Consider the following 26,091-nt stretch of genomic DNA (forward strand, 5'->3'; position numbering starts at 1 on the left):
AGAACGTTCTTCAATGTAGAGTCTTGCCACGCGAGGCAAAACTACTCGTCGCCACTGAGTTTTCGCTCAGACCGCAGTAGCTTGAAGACGCAGTAGCTCAGGTTGCCGAGAATCACGCTCCAGACGGCGATGAGCATGATGGTGGCGGAGAGGGAACTGGTGAAGTGGCTCATCGTTTGATCTCCTTGGCGACTTCTTTCGCAGCCTCTCTCGGCTTGGCTTTCGGTTTGGCCGGGCCATCTTCATTGGCGGCCCGCTTGCGCCAGGCAAACCAGACCAGGCCGCAGCAGAAGAGGAAGGCGCAGATCATCACGCCGCGGTCGATGCGCCGCAGAATGCGCAACGTGGGAATGAAGGCGAGCTGATCGCGGGCAGCTTTGTGCTGCGCGTCCGTCAGCGAAGTGGTGACGAGGTGCTGTTGCAGCGCGAGTTTTTCATCGGTCAGGTCGCGATTGAGGAGCTTGCCGATCATCCCTTCGCGCGACCATTCCCACGGCTGCATTTTGTCGCTGCTAAACCAACCGGTGATGTACGGCCGCCAACCGCGAGCTTCAATGCGCCGCTCGTTCGTTTTCGGATCGGCGACTTCGACTCGGCCGACGGGATGAAACGTGTAAGCGATCAGGATCAACAGCAGGAACGTCGGCGTGACAAACTTGATGAAGTGCGCGAACGCGCGCGGGATTTTTAGTTGGGCTCCCTTAGTGATTTCTTCCCAGGCGCGATCCATGCCGAAGACCCAAGCGAACAGAATCGTTTCGGCCAAAGCAAAAAGAATCAGCGCGAACGAGCCTGCCCAATAATCGAATTCGTACAAGAACGATCGGCTGTGCAGGAGCGCCACCGGCAAAGCCAAGGGGAGCAACATCAGGCCAAAGGCGAGCGCACTCTTCTGCCGCGAATAGCCGAACTCCGATTGCAGGAACGACACGATCGGTTGCCCCATGGCGATCGAACTGGTGAGCGCGGCAAAGAAGAGGAGCGTGAACCAGAGGAAGCCCGCAATCGGCGCGAGGAAGCCCCAGTTCAAAAAGAGAATGGGAAATTTGCGAAAGCCAATGTCAAAGCCACTGCCGCCAGCGGTAAGGGCTTGCACCTGCTCGACGCCGAAGTAAGCGACCGCGATCGGGATCAGCAGCAGGCTGCCGAGAATCACTTTGCAGAACTCGCTCGTCCAAACCACGGCAGAGGAGCTCAGCACGATGTCGTCTTTTTCGCGCAGGTAGGAGGCATAGCAATGAATCGAGCCCATGCCGAGCGACAGTGTGAAGAACATCTGTCCGGCAGCAGCGAGCCAAACGGTGGGATTCCAGAGGCGATCGAACTTCGGTTCCCAAAACAGCCGAAGGCCGTCGAAGGGACTGGCCACCGCTTTCGCATCGGCGATGGCCCAGCCGGCCGGTTCGGTGGCCGGCACGATTAGTAGCGCGCGAACGGCGAGCAGGACAGCAAAGATCATCAATAGCGGCATGCCGATCTTGCAAACCAGTTCGATGCCCGCGGTCAGGCCGCGCGAGAGAATCCAGATATTGAGGCCGACGCACAGCCCGAACATCACGAGCCCCGGCACGCTGAACGACCAAATGCCGGCCGGCTGTTCGCCGGTGATGCGATTGAAATATTGCGACGGGTCGGTTGTTTCAAAACCGCCGAGGAGCGAGTAGCTCGCGTAAGCCATCGTCCACGATTCGATGTAGAGATAGAACGCCGCGATGATCAGGTTCGACCACAGGCCGAAGACCCCGATGTATTTCCAAAATGGGCGACGACCAATGGCGTCGAAGATGCCGGGCGTGCTGTGGTGGCCGTGCTGGCCGCCATAACGGCCCATGGCCCATTCGACCCAAATCAGCGGAATGCCGATGACGACGAGGGCTACAAGATAAGGAATCAGGAAGGCGCCGCCGCCATTGGCGGCCGTTTGAGCGGGGAAGCGCAGGAAGTTGCCCAGGCCAACAGCGTTGCCAGCCATGGCGAACACCAGGCCCGTGCGCGAGGCCCATCGATCCTTCCCGCCCATGCACTTCCCTCCCTGTGGTCATCGACGCTCCGCGCGATGACGAATCCGGCCAGCTTCCCTGCTGACGTCTATTTGTCATCTCGGTCGAGCGACCTAACGACCATGAATACGCGTCGGCAGTATTGGCGGTAAGCCGCGAAATGTCAAATGGTTGCGCCAATTGTCGGGATTCGTTGTTCCTTTTAGACATACATCCTTGCCTAAAAGGTTGTCAGGGGTGTACGATTCTTAAAGAGCGAATATCTCCCCATGTCTACCGCACCCGAAACCTCCGACCTGCAGTTCCTCGACTTGCTCCGCAAGCATCGAGCGATGGGCGTATCGCAATTAATTGCGAACACGGGAGTTACGGCGACTGCGGTCCGGCAGCGATTGAACCGGCTGTTACGCGATGGTTTGATCGAACGGGAAGTGAAGACCGGCTCGCGGGGCCGCCCTTCACATAAGTACCAGCTCACAGAAAAAGGTCGCCGTTCGGCGGGGGCCAATTTCACGGATCTGGCCGTGGCTCTGTGGCAGGAGATCCGGGACATCAAGGACCGGGAGATTCGCCGCGGTTTGCTGCAGCGCGTGAGCAAGCGGATGGCCGAAGCCTACGCCGAGCAGATTCACGGTGATTCGCTGGATGAACGGATGGAATCGCTGGCGCAACTCTTTACGGCCAAGCAGATTCCGTTCGACGTGCAGCGCGCCAACGATAGTCGTTCGCTGCCGATTTTGAGTGCTCATTCCTGCCCTTATCCCGAGTTGGCAGAACAGGATCAGAGCATTTGTGCGATGGAACGGATGATGTTTTCGGAGTTGCTCGGCGAGAGCGTCAAGCTGTCGAACTGCCGGCTCAATGGCGACAGCTGTTGCACGTTTGAACCGGCGGCGATTTCGACAGGGCCGCTAGTCGAAATGCCACCGGCTGCGGTATCCTAACCAGCTTGCCACCGGCACTTAACTGCCGGTCAGAAAAGGCCTTACAAATCACGACGGTTTGCAGACAAAGTAAGACAAAAATGTCCACACAACCTTGGATCGAAGCACGCATCGAAGAAGGGGTCTTCACCACGACCCTCGAGCAAGCGATCAACTGGGCCCGGCAATCGAGCATCTGGCCGATGACCTTTGGTCTGGCCTGCTGTGCGATCGAAATGATGGCCGCCGGTGCTAGTCGCTACGACATGGACCGCTTCGGCGCCGGTGCTTTCCGCGCCACGCCTCGCCAGGCCGATCTGATGATCGTCGCCGGCACGGTGACCTACAAAATGGCGAGCCGCGTTCGCCGCCTTTACAACATGATGCCTGACCCGAAGTTCGTCATCGCGATGGGCGCCTGCACCGTCGGCGGTGGTCCTTACTTCAAATGGGGTTACCACGTGGTGAAGGGCGTTGACTTGGTGGTGCCGGTCGACGTTTACGTCCCTGGTTGCCCGCCGCGTCCGGAAGCTTTGCTCGAAGGCTTGATGCGGATTCAAGACAAGATTCGCGGTCACAAGATCGGCAAGAAGCGCGAAACGGGCGAAGCCGGTTGGCTCACGCTCGGTCAGAAGAGCGAAGACGAACTGCCGATTCCGCACCATAGCGGCTTTGTGTCGACCGACGTCGATATCGCGCCGGTGATGGATCATCAAAAGATCACGGGTTAGTTCTCAGTAGCAGAATTCGCCAGAATTCTGTGGAAGTTAGTTTGAGATCGATTTGCCAATCAGTCGGAATTCTGGCGAATTCCGCTACAGGTTAGTTAAAAAAAATGTCCGATACGCTGGTCATTACGAATTTGCATTGCTCGGTCGAAGGAAAGCAAATCCTCCGCGGCGTGAACCTCACCGTTCGCCGTGGCGAAACTCACGCGCTCATGGGTCCGAACGGCAGCGGCAAGAGCACGCTGGGCCTCGTGATCATGGGGCACCCTAAGTATGAAGTGACCGAAGGAACGATCACGCTCAACGGTGTCGACTTGCACGAAAAAGCCCCCGATGAACGGGCCCGCGCTGGTTTGTTCTATGCCTTTCAACGGCCTGTGGCGATTCCCGGCGTGAAGCTCGCCGATTTCCTCCGGCATGCGGCGACCAACGTCCGCAATCCGGAACGGAAAGAGGGCGAAGAACTGATGCCGATGAAGGACTTCCGCAAAGAGCTGAAAGCCAAGATGGAACAGCTGCGGATGAACCCCGAGTTCGCCCGCCGCTACGTCAACGACGGCTTTTCCGGCGGCGAAATGAAGCGGGCCGAAATCCTGCAGATGGCTATGCTTCAGCCGAAGATTGCCATCCTCGACGAAACCGACTCCGGCCTCGATGCCGACGCGGTGCGCCTGGCCAGCCAGAGCATCGCCGAAATCGGCCGTGAGAAGATGGGCCTGCTCATCATCACTCACCACGACAAACTGCTCGAACACAACCCGCCGGAATACACGCACGTGATGCTGGGCGGACGGATCGTCGAAACCGGCGGTCGCGAGCTGGCCGATGAATTGCACTCATCCGGCTACGATCGCATTCGCAAAGCTTATCCCGACGCCGCGGAGGAAAACCGCCTGATGGCTGCCAAAGAAGAAGCAGCCGCTGCGGCTCACTAATCACTTACAACACAGCGAAACTTCGAAAGTGCCTGAGACACTTCAAGGCCTTTAGGTAAGCACTAGCCATGACAACTGAAACGACTACACCGATCCTGGATGCGGATCCCATCGGCGAAATCAACAAGTACGACTTTCAAACAGTCAGCAAGCCGGTCTTCAAAGCTCGCAAGGGCATCGATGCCGAGATCGTCCACCAGATCTCGGATATGAAGAACGAGCCCGACTGGATGCGCGAATTCCGCCTCAAGTCGCTCGACATCTTCTTCGAAAAGCCGATGCCCAAATGGGGCGGCGACGTTGCGCTCGACTTCCAGGACATCTACTACTACCTCAAGCCGACCAACGGCCAAGGTCGTACCTGGGACGAAGTTCCGCAAGAGATCAAAGACACCTTCGAAAAGCTCGGCATTCCTGAAGCGGAACGCAAATTCCTCTCCGGCGTGAAGGCTCAGTTCGAAAGCGAAGTGATCTACGGCTCGCTCAAGCAAGATCTGTCCGACAAGGGCGTGATCTTCACCGACACCGACACTGCCGTTCGTGAACATCCCGAACTGCTCCGCAAATACTTCGGCACGATCATTCCGCCCCAAGACAACAAGTTTGCGGCTCTCAACTCGGCCGTGTGGTCGGGCGGTTCGTTCATCTACGTGCCGAAGGGCTTGAAGATCGATTTCCCGCTGCAGGCCTATTTCCGCATCAATGCCGAGAACATGGGGCAGTTCGAGCGGACGCTGATCATCGTCGATGAAGGGGCAAGCATCCACTATGTGGAAGGCTGCACCGCACCGATGTACAGCAGCGAAAGCCTCCACTCTGCCGTGGTGGAAATCAGCGTGCAGAAGGGCGCTCGTTGCCGCTACACGACGATTCAGAACTGGGCCAACAACATCTATAACCTGGTGACCAAGCGGGCCATGGCTTATGCCGACGCCACCATGGAATGGATCGACGGCAACCTCGGCAGTCACCTGACGATGAAATATCCCGCCGTCTACATGATGGAACCGGGCGCTCGCGGCGAGATTCTCTCGATCGCCTTCGCCGGCAAACATCAGCATCAAGACGCCGGCGCCAAGCTGGTTCACTGCGCTCCGAACACCACGGGCCAGATCATCAGCAAGAGCATTTCGAAGAACGGCGGCCGTAGCAGCTACCGCGGTCTGGTTCGCGTCGAAAAGGGCGCGACGAATGTGAAGACCAACGTCGTTTGCGACGCCTTGATCCTCGACGACAAGAGCCGCAGCGATACGTACCCCTACCTCGAGATCGCCGAACAAGACGTCTCGATCGGCCACGAAGCCAGCGTCTCGCGGATCGGCGAAGAACAGCTGTTCTACCTCACCAGCCGCGGCCTGACCGAAGCCGAAGCCTCGGCGATGATCGTCAACGGATTCATCGAACCGTTGGTGAAAGAACTGCCGATGGAATACGCGGTGGAAATGAACCGCCTGATCCAGATGCAGATGGAAGGTTCGGTGGGGTAGTTTTGGTAGCTGAACTCGTCAGAGCTCAGCTGCAGCGGAATGGATTGCCGCCAATGGTTAGCCACCGACTTTAGTCGGTGGGCAAAGCGAACAGATGTGCCCGGCTTTAGCCATCTGCACCGTGGTTTTCATGGCTAAAGCCGGATCACTTGTTTGCAATTTCCACCGCTTCAAGCCGGTGGCTAAGAAGAGTTGAGAATGTCAGCCACGACCGTTCCTTCATTCTCCACTGAAGCCTTTGAGGCCTTTCTCAAGACTCGCCACGAACCTGAATGGCTCACGCAGCTGCGTCGTCATTGTTGGGAAATCTTCCAGCGCCTCGATTGGCCCGCGCGCAACGACGAAGAGTGGATCCGCACCGACATCCGCCTGCTGAAGCTCAGCCAGTATTCTCTGCCGCAGGACAACAACAAGCCAGCCGATCCGCCGCCGGCGCTATTGGCCGAAGGCGTGCAACTCGCCGGCCATGTGACTGCCGTCGATGGCAAGCCGCAATCGGCTGCGGTCGATAAGAAGTGGACCGACAAGGGCGTGGTCTTTGGCAGTCTCGACGAACTCGTGAACACGCACGGCGAGCTGGTTCAAAAATATCTCCTCACCCGCGCAGTGAATCCGGAATACGATCGCTTTGCCGCCTTGCACGGCGCTTGCTGGTCGGGCGGTCACTTTCTGTACGTGCCGCGCAACGTGAGCATCGGCGACCCGTTCCATTTCCTCTCGGCCCTTTCGGCCGGGGGCGCGGATCTTGGTCACACGCTGATCGTGCTTGAGGAAGGCGCCGAAGCGACGGTCATGTGCGAAACGGCGAGTCAACTTGTTGCTGCGGGTACGCAGAGCGGCACGACCGGTAGCTTTCACAACGGTGCGCTCGAAGTCATTCTTGCGCCGCGAGCCCTGCTGCGGCTCGTCAGTTTGCAGAACTGGTCCGACCAAGTTTGGAACTTCGCCCATCAAAAAGCGCTCGTCGGCCACGATGCTTCGTTGCAATGGACCATCGCCGCCATGGGCAGCCGTCTGAGCAAGGTCAATCAACACGTCGAACTCTGCGGCAAAGGCGCCGAGTGCCAGGTCAACGGCGTGCTCTTTACCGAAGGCAAACAGCACATTTCGTATCACACGCTGCAACATCACGCTGCAGCGCAGTGCCGCAGCGACTTTTTGTACAAAGCAGCCCTGCAAGATAAGTCGCGCACGGTGTGGCGCGGCATGATCAAGGTCGATCCGCACGCGCAGAAGACCGACGGTTATCAGCGCAACGATAACCTGATGCTCAGCACCGAAGCCCGCGCTGATTCGATCCCCGGTCTCGAAATCGAAGCCGATGACGTGCGTTGCACGCACGGCAGCACGACGGGCAAAGTCGACGAAGAACTGATCTTCTACGCGCAAGCCCGCGGCCTGTCGCGGCAAGAAGCGACGCGGATCATCGTCAGCGGTTTCTTCCAACAGATTTTTGACCGCATCACGATCGAAAGCGTCCGCGACGCCCTCGGCCACGCCATTCTCCGCCGCGTGCGCGAATACTCGTAACAAGGCTCGGCGATGTCGAACCTGGCGTACTTGTGCAGCTTGCCCACGCCCGACATCACTGCCGCGTGGCAGATTATCGCGGCCAGCAAGAATGCAGTACCGCTACTCTGGCTGGCCCTCTTCGCTCCTGATGAATGGCAGTCGCTGCCCAGCGCAGCACCACCTCGCGAAGCTCCACTCACCACCCGAACGCAAGCGCTCGCTCGTTTACCAGCAGCGATCGCGCGCCTTGATGCACTCTTCGCGGAACAGGGAACGTTAAGACATCACGCGGCTGCCTTGCGCACCGCCCTTGAACTCATTGATCCGAATCAGCCGTTTCTCGCGCTGGATCTTGCTGAAATCGCCGCGATGACCGAGCCCGGCAAGTTCTATTCGCAAGTGCAAACTGCCCTGCGTTACTTGGCCGGAGAGGACATTCCTAATCCTCAAGCCTTGCTCGTTGATCTCACCGGGCTGGTCCTCAAACGCCGGAAGTTTCATCCACCGGCGGCATTTCATGAGCAGGACCTTCCCGCTGCCGATTACAAGAATCTCGATCATCTGATTGGTTCTTCGTATGACGACGAACTCCCATGGGAAATTCCGCCGCCGGCGCCAGAGCATCCACTGATCGCAGCCGTACTGAACAACGACCTGGCAGCCGTCGATGCGCAGTTAGCTGCAGGCGCCGATCCGAACGCGCTGAGTTTGCAGGAGAGACCAGCGCTCGTCTTAGCGGCGAAGTCGGGAAACCTGGCGATCGTGCAACGCTTGCTCAGCGCACGCGCAGCCGTGAATCGCGATCGGCCGTTGATTGCGGCGATCGAGGGTGGACACATCGAAGTAGCGCGCGTCTTGATCCGCACACGTGCCGATCTGGAACTGGGATCGCCGCTGTCACTAGCCATTTTGAAAAAGCACGACGAGTTAGCCGCAGAGTTGATCAAAGCGAGAGCCCCCTTAAATCCCGTTCGGCAGCACTGCGATTCGACTCCCTTGGTGGTCGCGTGCAGACTTAACAACGCGCCGCTGGTCAAGTTGCTGCTCGCTGCCGGCGCGAACCCCAACATTGAAGCCAAGGATCGAGTCACTCCACTGAGGCAATGCGCGACACACGGTTCGGCCGCTGCCGCCGAATTGTTGCTGGAGCGCGGCGCTGATCCGAATCAAGTTGGCGGATTCAACAAGTGTTCGCCGCTCTTTGAAGCCGTGATTAACCGGCACGTCTCAATCGTTGCCCTGCTGCTCGCTTCCGGCCGAGTCGCCGCAGACGAAGTGCGAAAAGTGGCGACCATGGCGCAGCAGAAGCATTACAAACCAAGCAGCGCACTCCTCGAGGCTGCCCTCGCGCGAATGCCTGCTGATTCGTAATATGCGACGATCAAGCCCGTTCACAGCTGCCTGCGGGAATACGCATCGCTGCGGATTTACCGCAAGCTCGTAGGCCCGCTATTTCTGCTGCGAATGTCTCGTTTTCCCCGCATTTACGGCCTGCTGCGCAGTTCCGTGGCGTAAATACGCCCCAAATCGCTCGCGTGCGAAGGAAAACGAACATTACGAGTTTGCAAGCTTAAAATCTTCAACTGGTTATGACAATTTGCGTGATTAATTTACTTGTTATCAAGACAGCTACGACGTTCTGTCACCTCTCCAATCGAACTTTTGCCACACCGATTTGGAAATTGCTGAGCTTGAATGAAATTCTCACTCATAGTGCCGACCATCGGCCGACCTGCTGACCTGCAGCGTTTCATCAATCACTTATCCTTGCAAGGGTGCGACCGCGTCGACCTGCGCGAGGTCGAGTTGCTCGTTGTCGATCAGAGCGGCGAGAGCGCGACCGGCGAGTTGATCGCGCGGCAGCAAACGCCGTTCACCATCCGCCATTTGCCGATGGCAGGCCGCGGCGCATCGCGCGCTCGCAACTTTGGCTGGAGCTTTGCCCGCGGCGAGATCATCACCTTCCCCGACGACGACTGCCATTATCCAGTCGGTCTGCTCGCAGGGGTTCTCGATCTCTTCGATGATCTCGACCGCGACGCGCTGATGTTGCAAGTCGAACACCTCGGTCGGCAGGATCAATCGGGCGGCGCGATCACGCGCGCGAACGTGTTGTTCCGTTGTGTCGAGTCGGGCTTCTTCGTCCGCAGCGCGCGGGCTGGCGATGTGCGCTACGACGAACGAATGGGCGTCGGCGCCGCGAGTCCTTGGAACTCCGACGAAGGCCCCGACCTGTTGCTGCGACTGCTCGATCAGGGCTTGAACATTCACTACGCGCCCGAGCTCGTGATTCATCATCCCAATCCGCTGCAAACGCTCGATCAGCGTCTGCAGAATCGCTGCTTTCAATACAGCCGCGGCCGCGGTTATCTCCTCCGCAAACATCACTTCCCCGCCAAGGTGATCGCAAACACGCTGGTTCGTTCGCTGGGCGGCAGTCTGCTGATGGCCGCCACCGCGCGACCCTATTGGGCGCGCTACTACTGGAATTCATTCGCCGGAAAAATGCTCGGCTTGATGGGCGGCAACAACGTGCCGCCGCAAGAGATCTCTTCGCCGCTGACGCAAGTGCGAACCGAGGAGCTAGCAATGTCGCCGAGTGCACCGTACTCGGTGAACGGCGGCTAACTGGCCGCCGCCCATCGGATTCGACAATTCGATTACAATGTGGGACCTCTCATCCTTGGTCCTCTAGAGGAATTGTCGCTATGCGTTTGCTGTCTTGCAGCGCAGCCGCCGTCGCGCTGGCTTGGCTGTTTTCTTCTGCACCTGCCGCCGAACCGGCACATGATTTGTCGCCCGAACTGGCCAAAATTCGCGCAGTTCAGCCGAAAGGCGATGGCCATCGCGATGCCGTGGCCGCGATGAAAAAAGTCTCGCAGGCCGATGCCGCCGCGTTGCCGATTGTGATCGCCGCGATGGATGATTCTTCGCCGCTCGTCGAGAATTGGATTCGCGCTGCCGCCGAAGCCATTGCGCAAAAACAGGTCGACAAAAATCAGCCGCTACCGCTCGCGCAGCTGGAACTTTTTCTCAAAGACACCCGCCACTCACCCCGTGGCCGGCGTCTAGCGTTTGAGCTGATCTCGCTGCAGGACAAGACCGCGCAGGAGCGATTGATTCCCACGCTGCTCAACGATCCGAGCGTCGAGCTCCGCCGCGAAGCCGTGAAAAAAGCTCTCGACGACGCGGCCAGCATTTCTACCAAAGAGAATAAAGAGACGGCAGCGAAGCTGTATCAAAACGCCTTCGCCGCGGCCCGCGATCTCGATCAAATCAAAGTCGCGTCGGCCAAGCTGAAGGAACTCGGCGAAGCAGTCGACGTGCCCACACAGATGGGCTTCATCACCGGCTGGAAGTTGCTCGGCCCCTTTGACAACGTCGGCGAGGTGGGTTGGGACACGGCTTACGCGCCGGAGAAAGGCGTCGATCTCACGAAGAGCTATGCGGGTCAGAAGGGGGAGATTAGCTGGGTCGATCACACCACAACCGACGATTTCGGAATTGTGGATCTCGCTAAGGCACTCGATAAGCACAAAGGCGCCGTGACCTACGCCTATGCCGAGTTCGTCGCCGACAAAGCTCAGCCCGCCGACTTCCGCCTCGGCAGCATCAACGCCACCAAGCTGTGGGTGAACGGCAAAGAGCTCGCGGCGAACCACGTTTATCACGCGGGCATTGAGATCGATCAGTACATCGCCAAAGGTGAACTAAAAGCCGGCAAGAACACGATCCTGCTGAAGGTCTGCCAGAACGAACAAAAAGAAGTGTGGGCGCAGGATTGGAAATTCCAACTGCGCGTGTGCGACAAGATCGGTTCGGCAATTCTATCGACCGATCGGCCTGTGACGCGAACGTCGGCGCTGCCCGGCAAGAACGTGCGTTAGCACGGAATCACTCCCTCGCCTCGTGAACTCACGGGGAGAGGGAACTTCCAAAACAAAAACTCAGCGAGCCATATCCCATGCGATTCCGATACTCCTTACTAATACTCCCACTGCTCTTCGCCACCAATCTCCACGCAGCCGATTGGTTGCAGTTTCGCGGCAGCGAAAATCGCAGCACCGGCGGCGATACGAAACTGCCGACGGAAATCAGCTCCGATAAAAACGTCGCCTGGAAATCGCCACTGGTCGGCAAGGGTGTTTCTGGTCCGATCGTCGTCGGCAAGAAGGTCTTCGTGACCGCGAGTTCTGGACCGGTCGTGCAAGATCGTTTGCACGTTCTCTGCTTCGATGCCGACAGCGGCAAGCAGCTGTGGCATCGGCAATTTTGGGCGACGGGCCGTTGCTTTCATCATCCCACTTCGGCCAACGCAGCTCCGACACCGGCCAGCGATGGCCAGCGGGTCTATGCGTTCTTTTCGTCGAACGATCTGGTCTGCCTCGATCTCGACGGCAACCTGCAATGGTATCGCGGCCTCGGCACCGACTATCCCAAAGCGGGTAACGATGTCGGCATGTCGAGCTCGCCGCTGGTCGCCGGCGGCGCGGTGGTGGTGCAAAGCGAAAGTCAGGGAGATGCCTTTGCTGCCGGTCTCGATGTGTTGACTGGCGAGACGCTGTGGCGCGAAGATCGCAAGCTCGGTCCGAATTGGGCTTCGCCGGCGCTGCTCCGCGACAAAGAAGGCAAGGAAGCCATCCTCATTCAATCGGCGACGGTGCTGACGGCTCACGAGCCGCGCTCGGGAAAGCAGATTTGGAAATACGACACCAGCTGTTCGATCATTCCCTCGGCAACCGCGGTTGGCGATAAGGTTTTTCTTCCCGCCAAGGGACTGACGGTGCTCGAAGCCACCGCCACCACCACGAGTCCCGAAGTCGCTTGGGAATCGAACAAGCTGTCGCCGGGCAATAGCAGCCCTGTGATCGTGGGGGATCAGGTTTATATTTTGAACAGCGCGGGCGTGCTCACTTGCGGCGATGTCAACGAGGGTACGGTGCTCTGGCAGCAGCGGTTGGCTGGCAAGTTCTGGGCTACGCCGGTGGTGGCTGGTGAGCACATCTACTGCATCAACGATGCGGGGAAGTGCTTTGTCGTGAAGCTCGGCGCCGAGAAGCCTGCCGAGCCGATCACCGGCGAACTGGGTGAAGCGGTGCTCGCTTCGCCTGCCGTCAGCAATGGCGCGCTGTTTTTGCGAACCGAAAAGCACCTGTGGAAGATCGCGGGCCAGTAAATGTCGACCGAGTCCAAGAGTGTGTCCTCTCACGCCATGCAAACCTGCGGCCCGATCCGCGGCAACATCCAGCCGCCGGGCAGCAAGAGCATCACCAACCGTGCGCTGGTGATCGCCGCGATCGCGGAGGGAAAATCGATTCTCCGCGGCGCACTCGCCAGTGAAGATACGCAGGTGATGATCGAAAGTCTCGGCCGTCTCGGCGTGCGCGTTGTCGAAAAAGACAACGGCGCGACGCTGGAAGTTGCCGGCTGTGGCGGCAGCATTCCGAATGCTGCTGCCGATCTGTTCATTGGCAACAGCGGCACGACGGTTCGTTTTTTGACTGCCATGCTCGCGGCTTGCGCGGGACAGTTTCGTCTCGATGGCGTGCCGCGGATGCGCGAACGGCCGATCGCCGATTTGATTGCCACGCTCAATCAACTCGGCGGCGATGTGCGCAGCGAGCTCAACACGGGCTGTCCGCCGGTAGTGATGACCGCAAAGGGGTTGCGCGGCGGGACGGCGCCGATTCGCGGCGATGTTTCGAGTCAGTTCCTCAGCGCGCTGCTGATGGCAACGCCCTACGCGCGCGAAGCAGTGAACCTCGTCGTGCAAGGCGTGCTCGTGTCGCAGCCGTACGTACACATGACGCTCGGCCTGATGCGCGACTTCGGCGTGAACGTTCCTGCGGGCGATTTGACGCAGTTCAACATTCCCGGTGGTCAGCGCTATCGTGGTCGCGAATACAACGTCGAACCCGATGCTTCGGCGGCCAGTTATTTTTGGGGCGCTGCCGCCGTGACCGGCGGCGATGTGTTGGTCCGCGGCCTGACGCGCGACGCGCTGCAAGGCGACGTCGGCTTTGTCGATTGCCTGACAAAGATGGGTTGCGAAGTGCGCGACCAGCCCGATGGCATTCGCGTGGTCGGCAAACCGCTCCGCGGCGTCGAAGTCGACATGAATGCCATCAGCGACACCGCGCAAACGCTGGGAGTCGTCGCGCTCTTTGCCAAGGGCCCGACCACGATTCGCGGCATTGCTCACGTGCGTCACAAGGAAACCGATCGCATCGGTGACTTGGCCCGCGAACTTCGCAAGTTCGGCGCGACGGTCGATGAATATGATGATGGCCTGCGAATCACTCCGCCGGCGATCTACGAAAGCCTGCCCGGCGTTTCGATCGCCACGTACAACGATCACCGCATGGCGATGAGCTTCGCCTTGGCGGGACTCCGTTTGCCGGGAGTTGTGATCAACGATCCAGGTTGCACGGCGAAGACCTATCCGAATTTCTTCGGTGACTTGCAGCGGCTGATCGACGCTTCGTAGCAGCGATTTTCTCGAATTCTTCATCCTGCCGAACGTTGCGAGGCTGCCGCTGCGCAAACTAACATGCATAAGCTCTGCCGTTTGTTTGTTCCGCTGATTTGGGTGTTGCCATGCGTTTCTTTCTCCTTCTCGCCGCTGCGCTGCTGATGGCAGCCACTGCCGCTGCGAAGGAAGAAAAGAAGTCCGCCAAAAAACCCGAAGCCAAAGCCGCAACTAAGGCTCCCGCGAAACCCGCTCCCGAAAAACCAGCGCCCAAGCCGACTCCGCTTGATGCACTTGGCTCCTCGGTCGATCTGCCGGCGGTCGCTCCTGGCAAATGGACGACACTGGCCAAGACAACCATTGCCGAAGACCAATTGGTCGCGCTCACGCTCGTCGGCGCCGATCGCTGCTTGGGAACGGGCCGGCCGATGACGCTGAAGGAACTCGCGGGCGGGCGTTCCTGGCAATGCTTAGCGCCGGCGGGCAACGGTTTTGACCCGATCGAACTCGGCATGTTTCGGATCGAGAAGGGCGCGCTGCAGTTCGCTTGGAGCGACGGCGCGAAGGATTATCCTGGCGCGGGAATGCTTCGCAATGCTGCCGTGGAAATCGGTGCGGGCTCCGTTGCCAAAGTGGCCGCGCTGCGGACCACGCTCAAGTCGCAAGTGCTCGACCTTTCGTACGACATGTCGATCTCGGAGTTCATCGAGATTCCCGATGCACCGATCCTCGGCCATCTGCGAATTGAAATTCAGATGCCGAAAAATAAGTTTCGCGGCAGTCCGCTCGAGTGGCGATTTGTCGGCGATGGTTTTCCGATCGGCACGATGAAAGCCGGCGAAGATCGGTTGTGGGCCGAGGCGATCAATCTCAACCGTTTGATCGTGAAGCTCGAAACGGCAGCCGGTAAAAGCATCAAGCTCACTGGCACGCCGATGTTTTGGGTGCTCGATCGCGACAAGCCGGTGCGGCTGAACGAAAAAACTCTCGCGGCTGCCATCGATCAACTGAAGCTGCACGAGAAACAGCTCGACGATGTCCGCGAAAAATTAGGTAAGGGGAAGGAAGTCGCGGTCCAGCGAAAAGCCGTCGACAAGCAAATCGCCTTTGCGGAGCAAGCGAGTGCCGATCTCAAAGGCATTCAAGATTTCATGAAGCGCTCTGCCGTGGGTAAGGTCAACTACCGCGTCCTGCATGAGATCGAAAAGGGCTACATCGTGCCCCTCGTCACCACGCGATAGCAGCGGGCCGCAAGATTTCGGCCGCTGCGGCAACTATTCGCTGCCGCCCGAGGTATAGCCTCGGGCAGTTCCCACCCACCGCCGCCCACGTCCCGCATTGCAGTGCGGCCGTGCTAGCCTCGGCAGCGGGTATCCAGCGGGCGTCGGCTGCGTAAAATGCAGGGCAGATTGCTCGTTCGCCGTTCGCGATTTTCAGCCGAAAGTTGCCAGAAGAGGTTCGCTTATGTTTCGCAGTTTCCTGATTGCCAGCCTGGCGATTTTCGGACTATTCGTGCTCGCCGCGCCTGCCCGTGCCATCGACGGCGAAGCAGCCATCGGCAAACCATTCGGCGTCGGGCGGATCACATTCAGCGGCGCCGATGCGGGTAGCATCGACGAACGGCTGTGCCGGATCGAAGAAGCCGGCGGGCAAATTTATTATCCCACGATGACGCCGGGCTTACTGGGCCGATTGTTCAACCAAGTGCTCGGTCCGCCGCAAACCGGCGCTGCCGGACAAGTGACGATTCACTTTCTCTTCCGCGGCGATGAACCGTTGAAGGTCACGATTTTTACTCCAGCGAAAATCGAGCTCACACTCACGCCGCGCGTCGAGAACGAACGCGCCTTCAATCGCCTACAAGAACGCTGGTGGCGCGACTATCAAACCGCCGCGCAAAAGCAGATCGACGAAGGAAATCATCCGCCGCTGGTCCCCAGCTATTTGCAAACGATGTTGTCACGACGACTCGGTTTGCCGCTGAAAGACGAAGTCGGTTTGCTGGGCAGGCCGAAGCCGGTCGAAAAGCCCGCACCATCGACGTATGACTCGTTGCAATTGCTGCTCGGTCTCGAAGAACTTCGCCTGAAGACCGTGCGCGATTCGATGCTCGGCCGCGGCGACTATGGCCAGCGGCTGACCGCCGAGTTGCCTGCCGGCATGGCTTGGCCGCCGGCTGCGTTGCCACCACTCGACGGCGACGTGCCCGTCGAAACGATCGCCAGCCACGTTCCGCCGGAATACTTCTACATCCGCTTCGGCACGTTTCGCAATTATCTCTGGCTGTCGGATTTGATGAACGACTACGGCGGCGACCTCGGCAGCATGGTCACCATGCGGAGCTACGTCGCGCCCCTCAACAAGCGAATTCAAGAGCAACTCGGCCTGGAGCAGAATGAACTTGCCAAGGTGCTCGGGCCGAACGTCATCAACGACGTCGCGCTGATCGGCCAGGATCTGTACATGGTCGATGGCGCTGCGATGGGCATCCTGTTCGAAGCCAAGGCTTCCGAACTATTCGCCGATGACATTCAGAAGCAACGCAAGCGCGCTCTCGAGCGTCACAAAACGAAGGGCGCCAAAGCGGAAATCATCAAGATCAACGGCCAGGAAGTTTCGTTCATCTCGACGTCCGACAATCGGCTCCGCTCGTTCTATGTGAGTCACGACAAGTATCACTTCGTGACGACCTCGCGGACGATGGCCGAGCGTTTCCTCGCTGTGAGTGGTGGTGCGCCGGCGCTCGCGCAATCGGCTGAGTTTCTGCATGCCCGCACCATTCTGCCGATTGTCCGCGACGACACGATTTTTGCGTTCTTTTCGAAGTCGTTCTTCGAAGGGCTCCTCACGCCGCAGTATCAAATTGAACTCCATCGCCGCATGCAGGCGACGACCGATCTCGATCTGCTCCGGTTCGCGCGCTTGACTGCTCGTGGCGAAGGCTACGATGCCGATAAACTCGAAACGCTCATCGAAGGACGATTTTTGCCGGCTTCGTTCGGCAAGCGTCCCGACGGCAGTTCGCCGCTGCTCGCGGGGACGGAATTGCTCGATACCCGTCGCGGTGCGCGTGGGTCTTTCCTGCCGATTGCCGATACGCGCGTTGAGCGCGTTACGGCTGCCGAAGCGGAACGTTACAACGCGCAGGCCGCGCTCTACCGCGATCAGTGGAAAGTGATGGATCCGCTGATGATCGGCATCAAGCGATTTGCGCTCGAGAAGACCGATCCCGCCGCGCCGACGATCGAACGCGTGACGATCGACGGCAACATCACGCCGCTGAACGAAGCCAAGTACGGCCGCGTGATGGCCATGCTCGGCCCACCGACAACGCAAATGATCACCCGCGATCGCAACGACATCGCCTCGGTGCAAGCCGTGGTGAAAGAGATCAATCTCCTCGGCAACATTCCGCCGCATCATTTGTTCCTCGGCGTGCAAGATCTCACGCCAGTGCTCGAGAATCGAAAAACGGGGCTCTTCGGCACGCTGCAGATGTTGCAAAAAACTCCCGGCTACATCGGCTCGTGGCCGAAGGCTGGTTACCTCGACATGCTGCCGCTCAGCGGCCTGCTCGGCGGTCGGCCCGATGCTGATGGCTTTACGCAGTTTCCGTTTGGATTGTGGCGTCGCGAGGGAGGCGGCTTTTCGGTTCTCTCGTTCGATTGGAGTGTGCTCGCCAACGTCACGCCGAACTTGCGCGTGAGCGAAGCCGAGATTCCCGCGCAGGTTCGCATTCACATCGGCGACCTCAGCACCGCCAAGGTTGCGCCCCTCATCAATCAGCTGTATTACGATCGCGCCCTCGCCGCTTCGGCGGGCAACGTGAAGATGTTGCATATGCTCAATCAGCAAATGCATGTGCCGCTCGATGAGTGCGTCACTGTCGCGCACGACATGCTCAACGCCGAGCTCAATTGCCCGCTCGGCGGCGATTACAAACTGATGGAAGAAATCGGCGGCGGCTTGTATTGGCGATCGACGATTTGGCCGGAGAAATTCGATCAAGCGCCCGCCGATTACAAAGCGCCGCTGCTCGATTGGTTCCGCGGTCTCGATGGCCATCTGACGAAGCAGCAGAGCCGCCTGATCGCGCACCTCGAGGTCGATCTGGCCCGCAAGCCGGAGGCTAAGGCTCCTGCGGCAGCGCCGGAATTCAAGCTGCCGTTGTTTGATCTCTTCAACGGCCAAAAGGCGTTCAAGACGGATCCGAAAGCGAAAGAAAATGAACTGCCGCCGCCGTTGCCCCCCGTGAAACAAACGACGCCGCCGAAGGGACGGGAGTTTTAAGGAACGCAACAGCCCTGGCCCGTTTTCCACGCGCGGGCTATTCTGGAGGGATGAACTACGGCGTTATCTATCATGTGGTCTTCGAGAAGGGGTTCGGCTTCATCAAGCCGGACCGCGGTCAGGACATTTTCTTTCCCGCGGTGGCAGTGCAAGACGGCCGGTTCGATCACATCGGACCCGAACAGCCCGTGAAGTACGAGCTGGAGATGATGTCGGACGAGGAGAAGAAGAAGGCCAAGGGGCCGCGGGCCAAGATCGTGATCTTGATCGACAAGATCCCCGGCGGAATTCTCGAAGACACGCCAGCCGAACTGCGGGCCAAGCATCATCCGAACAAGCGGGGCCGCAAAGCCACCTGGAAGCGGAAGATCGAGCTCAACAAACCGCCGGAATCAGAAAAACCGGCGGCTGAAGCAGAACTCGAATCACAAACGATTGCCGAGCCGGAAGCAACTCCCGACTCCGACACGCCGACCTCTTAACCGACGTGCACGCCGCGATCATCGATCCGGTACGGCACGATCCGTTCATCGCAGGCGCTGCCGCGATGCTTGGCGACAAACAGCGACCGCCCCATGCGGTCGCCGTTGCGGGTCTTGCCCATGTAGATCAGCGTGTTGGCGTTCGACAGCACGTCACCTTCGGCCAGCGGCCGGCTGATCAGATCGTCGAGCATGGTCTCGTGCGAAGTAACGAGCAGCACGCAGCCAACCTGCGCCGGATCGTACACATGCGCCGCCGCCGCTTCGGCATTCTGCCGGTAATGCTCGCGGAATAAATCGCGCGCGACCCATTCAGGATCTTTCCGCAGCACTTGATGATAGACGTACTCGAACAGATGAAACTGAATCGACTCGCCAGGCCGATCGACCGGCTCGATGCCATCGATCACGATGCGCCGCGAACCTTGCACCAGATTGCCATAGAGAAATGAAATCGCCGCGCGCAAGCGGGCATTCAAATGAGCTTGCCAGTTGCGCCAGTCGTCCCAATCGAGATCCTTGCGCGTCACCCGCTGACCGCTGTAATCGAAGACGTGCAGATAATCGCCGAACTGCTTGCTGGCCGCAAAAAAATCATCGAGTTCGACCAGGCGATTTACATCGGCCACGGCCAGGCGCGCATCGAACATCCGCTGCGCATACGCCGCATGATTCTGCGAATCGCCGCGCGAGCTACAATCAAAAACTACGCCGCGACGCTTCTCTTGAGCCACGCCCGCCTGCGCAAACTGCAGCCCGAGTTGCGTCTTGCCAATGCCGGTCGCGCCCACGACCACCGTGAGTGTTCCCGGTAGCAAGCCGCCCCCCAGCAGTTCATCGAGCCCATCCACTCCCGTCGTCTGTCGCGCCGTCAAAGCAACTTCCTTCCATCAATCGCAAGAACAAACCAATGCCCCATGGTAAAGGCCGCCGCGGCTGAGGGACAGGCAGCATATCGCCGCTAAAGATGTCTGCGAATGTTTGCAGGTGGTGTTCGAAAACACTCCAATAGTGAAGTTGAGAACATTCACGAACGATTGGCCCGCTCGGAATTGGATGCTGCGGCAATGCGACAATATTATCTCTTGCTCCTCTGTGGATTTCTGTTCGTTGGTTTGGGATGTGAAAATCGTTCGGCAAATAATTCGGCGGGCATGTCAGCCACCGAATACCAGCGGCAAATAGCTGAGTTTGACCGCCAAGGCGAAATCGCTGCCAAACATCAAGCCGAGACTGATCGGCAACTTGCGGAATCCGCCCGTCAAGGTGCAGTCACCGCGAAACAGCAAGAAGAAATGCAGCGCCAATTGGAACAGGCTGCTAAACAAGCCGACCGAATGCAGAAGCTAATCGAGCGTTGGGAGGGGCAGGCTGATCGGCAAGACAAAATTCTGGAACGACAAGAGCGTCAACTGCCGCAGCCCAAGGACACGCCTTAACAAGTCGAGCCATTTAGCCGGTGAAAACCAAAGCCACGGGCGCGCGACTTGCACCGGCATTTTCCGACTAGCCAACTCGTGCCCGATGGACGAGGTCAACTGCGTGCCGAGGACATTTCGGCTTACCGCAGCAACCCTCCTACTCTCGAAGCACGCAGCGCGCAACAATCGGTTGCTGGCCCTAACCTCTCCCTCGCCCAGGATCTTCTGGTGACTGACCAATCCGACTCCCACACTCCGTTACGAATCATGGTGGTCGAGGACAACAAGGACGCAGCCGACAGCCTAGCCATGCTGCTGCGAATTGAATGTGCTCATACCGTCGACGTGGCGTACACCGGGCTGCAAGCCTTGCAGCTCGCCAACGTGCACCGGCCTGATGTCGTGCTACTGGATCTCGGACTGCCGACGCTCAACGGCTTTCAAGTGGCCGAAGAAATGCGGGCCATGCCCGCTGGCGACGAGATCACGATCATTGCCATCACGGGTCATTCCGATCCGGTCGTCATCGATGCGGCGACTGCGGCAGGGATCAATCTCCACCTGACCAAGCCCGTCGACATTCAGCACTTACTCCGTTACTTGAGCGGCAGTGGCTTGAATTAGAAATCGGTCCGAACATGTCTCTTTCGTTCGATCTGATTTGTGTAGGCTCCGGCCCGGCGGCGGCAACAGTCGCCGTCACCTGCGCAAAAGCAGGTTGGAATGTCGCGATCGTGGAGTCGCAAGACTTCGGCGGAACTTGCGCGCTGCACGGCTGCAATCCGAAGAAAGTCTTCACCAACGCGGCTGCGCTCTTCGATCGATTTCAACGATCACAAGAAAAACTAACGCGAGGTAAGGCCCGGATCGAATGGTCGGATCTGGTCGCGTTTCAACACGAGTTCACCGATCCGGTGCGCGAAAAGAGTGAAGAGAAATTCGAGCAGCGCGGCATCAAGACCTTCCACGGCGTCGCCCGGTTCGTCGGCGAGCGCATCATCGAAGTGGGCGAGCAACGCCTCGAAGCCAGACGCATTTTTCTGGGCGTCGGCGCGCGACCGACTCCACTGAAAATTATTGGCAACGAGTTAGCGATCACGAGCGACGACTTCATGGAACTCGCCGAGTTGCCAGCGCGGGTGTTGTTTCTGGGTGGCGGTTTTATCTCGTTTGAATTCGCGCACTTGGCAGCGCGCGTCGGATCGCAAGTAACGATTAGCGATCGCCATGAACTGCCGCTACGTTCGTTCGATCCTGACTTAGTGCGTCTGCTCATGAAGAGTTCGCAGGAAGCGGGAATCGACATTCGGAATGAAACCGAAGCACGCCAGATCGAGCGTAGCGCGAATGGTTTGCGAGTGACGCTGACGACGAAGACTGGCGATAAGCTCATCGATGTTGATCTCGTCGTGAATAGCGGCGGCCGTGTGCCTGATCTCGCGGGACTGAATCTGGAAGCAGGAAGCATCGCGCACGGCAAGCGCGGTGTGCAGGTGAATGAGTTTCTGCAAAGCACGACGAATCCCGCCGTCTACGCCGGTGGCGATTGTGCCGACACGGGTGTGCAGATGCTCGCTCCGACAGCCAACGAATCGGCCCGGATTGCCGCAAAAAACTTGCTGGCCGGTGAACCGGCGACGGCTGTTGATTACGGGCCTGTTCCGCAGGTGGTCTTCAGCGTGCCGCCGCTGGCTGCGGTGGGAATGTCGGAAGCCGATGCGCGGAACAAGGGCCTGGAGATTGATATTCGTTACGAAGATCTGTCTACGAAAGGCGAGGTGCGAAAGCTCTGCTCATCAACCGCTGGCTGCAAGCTGATCATCGATCGCCGCAGTGATCGCATCCTCGGCGCGCATCTCCTCGGCCCGCACGCCGACGAGGTCATCAACGTTTTCGCCCTCGCCATTCGTCAAAAACTAACCGCGGCGGAACTGAAGAGCATGCTCTTCACCTATCCCACCATGACTGCCGAGTATTGCCGGCTGCTGTAAGCTCAGCCGCGCACGGCGGCTTCGATTTTCGCCACGTCGATTTTCTTCATCGTCATCATGGCTTCGAAAGCTCGCTTGCCAACGGCGGGATCGGTGCTGGTGAAAGCTTTGGTCAGCACGACGGGAGTGATCTGCCACGACAAACCCCATTTGTCCTGGCACCAGCCGCACTGACTCTCCTGACCGCCGTTGCCGACGATCGCGTCCCAATAACGATCGGTCTCGGCCTGGTCAGCCGTTGCGACCTGAAACGAAAACGCCCACGAGTGTTTGCAGCCCGGCCCACCGTTGAGCCCGATGCACGGAATGCCGAGCACCGTGAACTCGACCGTCAACACGTCCCCTTTCTTCCCCGCCGGATAATCGGCTGGCGCACGATGCACCGCGCCCACCGACGAATCGGGAAACGTCTGAGCATAAAACCGCGCGGCCTCTTCGGCGTCGCGATCGTACCACAGGCAAACAGTGTTCTTGGCTGGTTGAGTCATGTTGGTTCTCCGTAGCGATGAGTTGATCGGCCGACGTTTGCAGATTACGAGTGAGCTGGAAACGAAACTTTCCGAGTGTCGGCAAGTTGATTGTAAGATGAGTGGCGCGTCAGATGGCGGCAGCCAAGCGGTGGCTGCGCAAGTTGCTCGCTAGTTCCGCCCAGTGGCACATTGGCCATGATTTGCTTGGAGATTCAATCATGAAAGAATCACGCGCGCCTTTGCTGGTCGCATTCGCGCTACTGCTGTTGCCGGTGCTTTATGTCGGAAGCTATCTCGCGCTGGTGCGACCTGCGGGAATGCTGGTTGTCACAATTCGGGTGATGGGCAGCAGCAACAGAGTCGCCACGGGAAGCAAAACGCATTACTTGCTGGGCGGGCACGCCGCAGAGATTATCTTTCTGCCGCTCGAATTCGTTGACCGACAATTGCGGCCCGCAGAATGGAAGTAATTTGCGCACTCCAATGCGATCAGAGGCACGTCAACGGGAACCGAGGAAAGCATGTCCACGCTCATCTCACGCACGTTCACTGTCTCGATCAATCGCCCGCCAGCCGAGGTAGAAACTTACATCACTGATCCGTGCAATTTGCCGAAGTGGGCCGATGGTTTGGGGTCGTCGGTGCGAAATGAAAATGGCCAGTGGATCGTCACGACCCGGGCCGGCGAAGTGTCCATTCGCTTTGCGCCGCCGAATCCATTTGGAGTGATCGATCATTGGGTGAAGCTTGCGCCAGAGGTCGAAATTCACATTCCGATGCGCGTGCTGCCGAGCGGCGACGGGTGTGAAGTCTCGTTTACGCTGTTTCGATTGGCTACGATGAGTGATGAGCAATTCGCCGACGACCAGCAGAAGGTCGAGCGCGATATGCAGCGACTTCAGCAGATCTTGAATGGACACTAACCCTTACGCTTCGCCGCAGATTCCGCAGCAGGAAGATCCGAACTTCGAACATCGGACCATCCGCGGCAACTTTGTGGTCGATGACCTGACACAGCGCGACGCGGCCCGCGGATATCAGCTGCGGCACGTGGCCTGGCTTGGTTCGTCGCTGATCGCGATTCCTGTCATCATCGTGTGCGCGCTGCCGTTTCTCCCGGCAGGGAACAACCTGGACTTCATCGTGCTGGCGATTGGCGTATTGTTCTTCATCGGGGCGTTTGCTTCGATTGCGATTCACGTCTCGCTCGACTGGTCGATCTTCTGGCACAACCTGCGGCAACTCCGGTCGCACCCAATTCTGGGAACGGCCGGGCCCTGGTGGATTCAAATCGATGAAGCAGCCATTTCGATCGCCACGGCCCGCGGCCAGCAATCTTGGCCGATCGAAACCGTGCGACGGATGGAGCTGAATCAGCGGCCCATCGTGATCTGGCTCGAGCGCGATCTGGCCATCGCGCTGCCGAAGCATGGCGACTACGTGGAAGATGATTACGCCGGCGTCCGTCGCACGCTGCGGCAGCGGATCATGCACATCGGCGGGCCAATCGCTGGGGCTTTTGCTCCCAGTCGCTGATTTTGCGACTCAAGGGTCCGCTCTACCGGCACAGTCGTTACCGCCGTACCTCTTGGCGAAAAATACACCTGACGATGCGCGTCACCGCCGTTTGACAACGATGCGATCGCGCCGCAGCAGGACGTATGTTTTCCCTGAGCCGGCATCCCGCCGGTCTGCCAGCAATCGCGAGTTGCGAGCCCCGCATGAGTACGATTACGTCCATTCTTCTCGTTGATGACGACGCCGCCATGCTGCGGCTGCTCGCTCGTTGGCTGGAGCTCGCCGGCTATCGCGTGCGCACCGCTCGCGACGGCAACGAAGCGTGCGCCGCCATCGAGCTCGAGTGTCCGCAGATCGTCATCACCGATTGGGAAATGCCCGGCATGGACGGCCACGAGCTGTGCCGCTGGGTTCGCTCGCAATCACTGCCGCACTACGTCTATCTGATGCTGCTGACGGTCCGCAGTGGTCTTGAAGATCTGGTGCGCGGTCTGGAATCTGGCGCCGATGATTTTCTAAAGAAACCGATCGACAAAGATGAGCTTCTCGCGCGCTTGCGCTCTGGCAGTCGTGTGCTCGAACTCGAACAACGACTCGGCGTGCTCGCGCGCTGCGATGCGCTCACCGGCTTGACGTCGCGGCGAACCTTTTTTGAATTCCTGAATCGCGAATGGAGCCGTTCGCAGCGTTATCATTTTCCGCTCTCCTGCGTGATGGTCGATATCGACTTCTTTAAACGAATCAACGATCTGCATGGCCATGCCGTGGGCGATGAAGTCATCCGCCGCGTCGGCGCCGCACTCGCCGAAGGTTGCCGCAATAGTGATGTGGTGAGTCGTTACGGCGGCGAAGAATTCTGTCTGTTGCTGCCCGAAACCAGCGAAGACAACGCTGCCATCTGGGCCAACCGAATGCGTCAGCGCTTGGCTGACCTGAAGTTTCAAGTTGGCGACAAGGAAGTGCAAATCACGGCGAGTCTGGGCGTGGCGCAGCGGATGGACGACATGGCGTCGCCGGAGCAACTCATCGATATGGCCGATCAGGCCTTGATGGTGGCAAAGCGTTCGGGGCGCGATCGCGTCGTGACCTATCACTCGCTGAGCGAAGCCAAGCCAAAGTCGACCAGCAGCACCAGCCCGGCGGTTCTGCTGCAAGATGTTCCTGCTCGCCAGGTAATGACCACGCTAGTCGCCGGCCTGCATCAAGAAGACACCGTCGATATCGCCTCGCGGCACTTCCTCCGCTTTCGCATCACCATCGCGCCGGTGGTCGACGACGACGGCAAGCTCGTCGGCGTGCTCTCCGAAAAAGATGTGATGGCCGCGATGCTGCAAGCCAATTGGTGGCAACTGCGCATCGCCGACGTGATGAAGACCAACGTCGTTTGTTACGAAGAAGACACTCCCGCGCTGAGCATTTATGAATTCCTCTGCCGCGTGACGCTGCGCGCCGCCGTGATCGTGAAGAACGGTGTGCCGAGCGGCTTGATCACTCGCGGCAGCGTGCTGCGATACTTCATCAACTGCTTATCGGTGCGCGGCCAACTGCGCGGCGGCGGTGAAGAAGCCGATGGCGTTGCTGTCACGAAGTCTTCGGCAGCCGAAGTGCGGCGGCGGATTCTGCAAACCGTGCGGGCCGTGAACGACGAAGCGCTTGATCTGCGCGAACGACTCGCCGAAGTGGAGCAAGACAGCCCCACTCCGCAGTCAGTGGCGAGCGAACTGGTCCCCTGTCTCGTCGGCGGCGCGTCGCGAATTCAAGAACTCGCCAACGATCTGCTGGCCTGTTCGCGGTTCGCCGGCGAAGTGGCCGAGCAGGCGGAACACGCGGTGCTGTTAGGTTAATTTGCGGGGAAAACCGCACCG

Annotated in this window: 24 protein-coding genes; 20 read left to right on the forward strand and 4 right to left on the reverse strand. The window is 59.0% G+C overall.

What is annotated here, in order from left to right:
* Positions 1 to 41: 41 nt before the first annotated feature.
* Together M9Q49_RS35550 and M9Q49_RS25265 are read right to left on the reverse strand one after the other, a co-directional pair.
* Complete coding sequence (locus M9Q49_RS35550; RefSeq protein WP_261365316.1) at positions 42 to 173, reverse strand: hypothetical protein; 132 nt, start codon at positions 171 to 173, stop codon at positions 42 to 44.
* Complete coding sequence (locus M9Q49_RS25265) at positions 170 to 2,020, reverse strand: sodium-dependent transporter (RefSeq protein ID WP_254512070.1); 1,851 nt, start codon at positions 2,018 to 2,020, stop codon at positions 170 to 172. The genes M9Q49_RS35550 and M9Q49_RS25265 overlap by 4 nt, the downstream gene beginning before the upstream one ends.
* A gap of 249 nt (positions 2,021 to 2,269) precedes the next feature.
* Here M9Q49_RS25265 and M9Q49_RS25270 point away from each other — a divergent pair, with 249 nt between their 5' ends.
* The 13 genes from M9Q49_RS25270 (at position 2,270) to M9Q49_RS25330 (ending at position 18,826) form a co-directional block, all read left to right on the forward strand.
* Positions 2,270 to 2,944, forward strand: a complete 675-nt coding sequence (locus M9Q49_RS25270) for a helix-turn-helix transcriptional regulator (protein WP_254512071.1) — start codon at positions 2,270 to 2,272, stop codon at positions 2,942 to 2,944.
* Positions 2,945 to 3,024: 80 nt separating this feature from the next.
* Positions 3,025 to 3,654, forward strand: a complete 630-nt coding sequence (locus M9Q49_RS25275) for an NADH-quinone oxidoreductase subunit B (RefSeq protein WP_449224120.1) — start codon at positions 3,025 to 3,027, stop codon at positions 3,652 to 3,654.
* 104 nt (positions 3,655 to 3,758) lie between these two features.
* Positions 3,759 to 4,586 (forward strand): Fe-S cluster assembly ATPase SufC, encoded by an 828-nt coding sequence (gene sufC / locus M9Q49_RS25280; RefSeq protein ID WP_254512072.1) that lies wholly within the window; start codon positions 3,759 to 3,761, stop codon positions 4,584 to 4,586.
* 68 nt (positions 4,587 to 4,654) lie between these two features.
* Positions 4,655 to 6,073 (forward strand): Fe-S cluster assembly protein SufB, encoded by a 1,419-nt coding sequence (sufB, locus tag M9Q49_RS25285; RefSeq protein WP_254512073.1) that lies wholly within the window; start codon positions 4,655 to 4,657, stop codon positions 6,071 to 6,073.
* A 198-nt stretch (positions 6,074 to 6,271) separates the two neighbouring features.
* Positions 6,272 to 7,603: a Fe-S cluster assembly protein SufD gene (sufD, locus tag M9Q49_RS25290; protein ID WP_254512074.1), complete on the forward strand. Its 1,332-nt coding sequence runs from the start codon at positions 6,272 to 6,274 to the stop codon at positions 7,601 to 7,603.
* Between the two features lie 12 nt (positions 7,604 to 7,615).
* Positions 7,616 to 8,956, forward strand: a complete 1,341-nt coding sequence (locus M9Q49_RS25295; protein ID WP_254512075.1) for an ankyrin repeat domain-containing protein — start codon at positions 7,616 to 7,618, stop codon at positions 8,954 to 8,956.
* Positions 8,957 to 9,280: 324 nt separating this feature from the next.
* Positions 9,281 to 10,213, forward strand: coding sequence for a glycosyltransferase family 2 protein (locus tag M9Q49_RS25300; RefSeq protein WP_254512076.1), 933 nt, complete (start codon positions 9,281 to 9,283; stop codon positions 10,211 to 10,213).
* 80 nt (positions 10,214 to 10,293) lie between these two features.
* Entirely contained in the window at positions 10,294 to 11,472 is a 1,179-nt protein-coding gene (locus tag M9Q49_RS25305; protein WP_254512077.1) for a hypothetical protein, read from the forward strand.
* A gap of 77 nt (positions 11,473 to 11,549) precedes the next feature.
* Positions 11,550 to 12,761, forward strand: a complete 1,212-nt coding sequence (locus M9Q49_RS25310; protein WP_254512078.1) for a PQQ-binding-like beta-propeller repeat protein — start codon at positions 11,550 to 11,552, stop codon at positions 12,759 to 12,761.
* Entirely contained in the window at positions 12,762 to 14,072 is a 1,311-nt protein-coding gene (aroA, locus tag M9Q49_RS25315) for a 3-phosphoshikimate 1-carboxyvinyltransferase (RefSeq protein ID WP_254512079.1), read from the forward strand.
* Between the two features lie 110 nt (positions 14,073 to 14,182).
* Entirely contained in the window at positions 14,183 to 15,295 is a 1,113-nt protein-coding gene (locus M9Q49_RS25320) for a hypothetical protein (protein ID WP_254512080.1), read from the forward strand.
* A gap of 223 nt (positions 15,296 to 15,518) precedes the next feature.
* Positions 15,519 to 18,344 (forward strand): hypothetical protein, encoded by a 2,826-nt coding sequence (locus M9Q49_RS25325; protein ID WP_254512081.1) that lies wholly within the window; start codon positions 15,519 to 15,521, stop codon positions 18,342 to 18,344.
* A gap of 50 nt (positions 18,345 to 18,394) precedes the next feature.
* The gene (locus M9Q49_RS25330; protein ID WP_254512082.1) at positions 18,395 to 18,826 is read left to right on the forward strand and encodes a cold-shock protein; all 432 of its coding nucleotides are present in this window, start codon (positions 18,395 to 18,397) and stop codon (positions 18,824 to 18,826) included.
* Here the strand turns inward: M9Q49_RS25330 and M9Q49_RS25335 are convergent.
* A complete protein-coding gene (locus M9Q49_RS25335; protein ID WP_254512083.1) occupies positions 18,823 to 19,701 on the reverse strand; it encodes an RAD55 family ATPase in 879 nt (292 codons plus the stop codon). The genes M9Q49_RS25330 and M9Q49_RS25335 overlap by 4 nt on opposite strands.
* Before the next feature lie 102 nt (positions 19,702 to 19,803).
* Here M9Q49_RS25335 and M9Q49_RS25340 point away from each other — a divergent pair, with 102 nt between their 5' ends.
* From M9Q49_RS25340 to M9Q49_RS25350, 3 genes are all read left to right on the forward strand, one after another.
* The gene (locus M9Q49_RS25340) at positions 19,804 to 20,265 is read left to right on the forward strand and encodes a hypothetical protein (protein WP_254512084.1); all 462 of its coding nucleotides are present in this window, start codon (positions 19,804 to 19,806) and stop codon (positions 20,263 to 20,265) included.
* A 210-nt stretch (positions 20,266 to 20,475) separates the two neighbouring features.
* Positions 20,476 to 20,871: a response regulator gene (locus tag M9Q49_RS25345; protein ID WP_254512085.1), complete on the forward strand. Its 396-nt coding sequence runs from the start codon at positions 20,476 to 20,478 to the stop codon at positions 20,869 to 20,871.
* 14 nt (positions 20,872 to 20,885) lie between these two features.
* Positions 20,886 to 22,238, forward strand: a complete 1,353-nt coding sequence (locus tag M9Q49_RS25350; protein WP_254512086.1) for a dihydrolipoyl dehydrogenase family protein — start codon at positions 20,886 to 20,888, stop codon at positions 22,236 to 22,238.
* Between the two features lie 2 nt (positions 22,239 to 22,240).
* Here the strand turns inward: M9Q49_RS25350 and M9Q49_RS25355 are convergent, their stop codons facing one another.
* Positions 22,241 to 22,726 carry a VOC family protein gene (locus tag M9Q49_RS25355; RefSeq protein WP_254512087.1) on the reverse strand — a complete coding sequence of 162 codons (486 nt, stop codon included), beginning with the start codon at positions 22,724 to 22,726 and terminating at the stop codon, positions 22,241 to 22,243.
* Between the two features lie 113 nt (positions 22,727 to 22,839).
* Here M9Q49_RS25355 and M9Q49_RS25360 point away from each other — a divergent pair, with 113 nt between their 5' ends.
* From M9Q49_RS25360 to M9Q49_RS25375, 4 genes are all read left to right on the forward strand, one after another.
* Entirely contained in the window at positions 22,840 to 23,178 is a 339-nt protein-coding gene (locus M9Q49_RS25360; protein WP_254512088.1) for a hypothetical protein, read from the forward strand.
* A gap of 51 nt (positions 23,179 to 23,229) precedes the next feature.
* Entirely contained in the window at positions 23,230 to 23,631 is a 402-nt protein-coding gene (locus M9Q49_RS25365) for an SRPBCC family protein (RefSeq protein WP_254512089.1), read from the forward strand.
* The gene (locus M9Q49_RS25370) at positions 23,621 to 24,244 is read left to right on the forward strand and encodes a hypothetical protein (RefSeq protein WP_254512090.1); all 624 of its coding nucleotides are present in this window, start codon (positions 23,621 to 23,623) and stop codon (positions 24,242 to 24,244) included. The genes M9Q49_RS25365 and M9Q49_RS25370 overlap by 11 nt, the downstream gene beginning before the upstream one ends.
* 185 nt (positions 24,245 to 24,429) lie before the next feature.
* Positions 24,430 to 26,070 carry a diguanylate cyclase gene (locus tag M9Q49_RS25375; RefSeq protein WP_254512091.1) on the forward strand — a complete coding sequence of 547 codons (1,641 nt, stop codon included), beginning with the start codon at positions 24,430 to 24,432 and terminating at the stop codon, positions 26,068 to 26,070.
* Positions 26,071 to 26,091: the final 21 nt, after the last annotated feature.

It is taken from the genome of Anatilimnocola floriformis, from assembly GCF_024256385.1.
Taxonomy (GTDB): Bacteria; Planctomycetota; Planctomycetia; order Pirellulales; family Pirellulaceae; genus Anatilimnocola; species Anatilimnocola floriformis.

Bases quoted from the DNA above. Each gene is read 5' to 3' on its own strand.
- M9Q49_RS25370 (WP_254512090.1), top strand. From the start codon at position 23,621: ATGGACACTAACCCTTACGCTTCGCCGCAGATTCCGCAGCAGGAAGAT.
- sufD (WP_254512074.1), top strand. From the start codon at position 6,272: ATGTCAGCCACGACCGTTCCTTCATTCTCCACTGAAGCCTTTGAGGCC.
- aroA (WP_254512079.1), top strand. From the start codon at position 12,762: ATGTCGACCGAGTCCAAGAGTGTGTCCTCTCACGCCATGCAAACCTGC.
- M9Q49_RS25295 (WP_254512075.1), top strand. From the start codon at position 7,616: ATGTCGAACCTGGCGTACTTGTGCAGCTTGCCCACGCCCGACATCACT.
- M9Q49_RS25310 (WP_254512078.1), top strand. From the start codon at position 11,550: ATGCGATTCCGATACTCCTTACTAATACTCCCACTGCTCTTCGCCACC.
- M9Q49_RS25350 (WP_254512086.1), top strand. From the start codon at position 20,886: ATGTCTCTTTCGTTCGATCTGATTTGTGTAGGCTCCGGCCCGGCGGCG.
- M9Q49_RS25320 (WP_254512080.1), top strand. From the start codon at position 14,183: ATGCGTTTCTTTCTCCTTCTCGCCGCTGCGCTGCTGATGGCAGCCACT.
- M9Q49_RS25355 (WP_254512087.1), bottom strand. From the start codon at position 22,726: ATGACTCAACCAGCCAAGAACACTGTTTGCCTGTGGTACGATCGCGAC.
- M9Q49_RS25265 (WP_254512070.1), bottom strand. From the start codon at position 2,020: ATGGGCGGGAAGGATCGATGGGCCTCGCGCACGGGCCTGGTGTTCGCC.
- M9Q49_RS25340 (WP_254512084.1), top strand. From the start codon at position 19,804: ATGTTTGCAGGTGGTGTTCGAAAACACTCCAATAGTGAAGTTGAGAAC.
- M9Q49_RS35550 (WP_261365316.1), bottom strand. From the start codon at position 173: ATGAGCCACTTCACCAGTTCCCTCTCCGCCACCATCATGCTCATCGCC.
- M9Q49_RS25325 (WP_254512081.1), top strand. From the start codon at position 15,519: ATGTTTCGCAGTTTCCTGATTGCCAGCCTGGCGATTTTCGGACTATTC.
- M9Q49_RS25375 (WP_254512091.1), top strand. From the start codon at position 24,430: ATGAGTACGATTACGTCCATTCTTCTCGTTGATGACGACGCCGCCATG.
- M9Q49_RS25360 (WP_254512088.1), top strand. From the start codon at position 22,840: ATGGCGGCAGCCAAGCGGTGGCTGCGCAAGTTGCTCGCTAGTTCCGCC.
- M9Q49_RS25270 (WP_254512071.1), top strand. From the start codon at position 2,270: ATGTCTACCGCACCCGAAACCTCCGACCTGCAGTTCCTCGACTTGCTC.
- M9Q49_RS25300 (WP_254512076.1), top strand. From the start codon at position 9,281: ATGAAATTCTCACTCATAGTGCCGACCATCGGCCGACCTGCTGACCTG.
- M9Q49_RS25275 (WP_449224120.1), top strand. From the start codon at position 3,025: ATGTCCACACAACCTTGGATCGAAGCACGCATCGAAGAAGGGGTCTTC.
- M9Q49_RS25330 (WP_254512082.1), top strand. From the start codon at position 18,395: ATGAACTACGGCGTTATCTATCATGTGGTCTTCGAGAAGGGGTTCGGC.
- sufB (WP_254512073.1), top strand. From the start codon at position 4,655: ATGACAACTGAAACGACTACACCGATCCTGGATGCGGATCCCATCGGC.
- sufC (WP_254512072.1), top strand. From the start codon at position 3,759: ATGTCCGATACGCTGGTCATTACGAATTTGCATTGCTCGGTCGAAGGA.
- M9Q49_RS25365 (WP_254512089.1), top strand. From the start codon at position 23,230: ATGTCCACGCTCATCTCACGCACGTTCACTGTCTCGATCAATCGCCCG.
- M9Q49_RS25305 (WP_254512077.1), top strand. From the start codon at position 10,294: ATGCGTTTGCTGTCTTGCAGCGCAGCCGCCGTCGCGCTGGCTTGGCTG.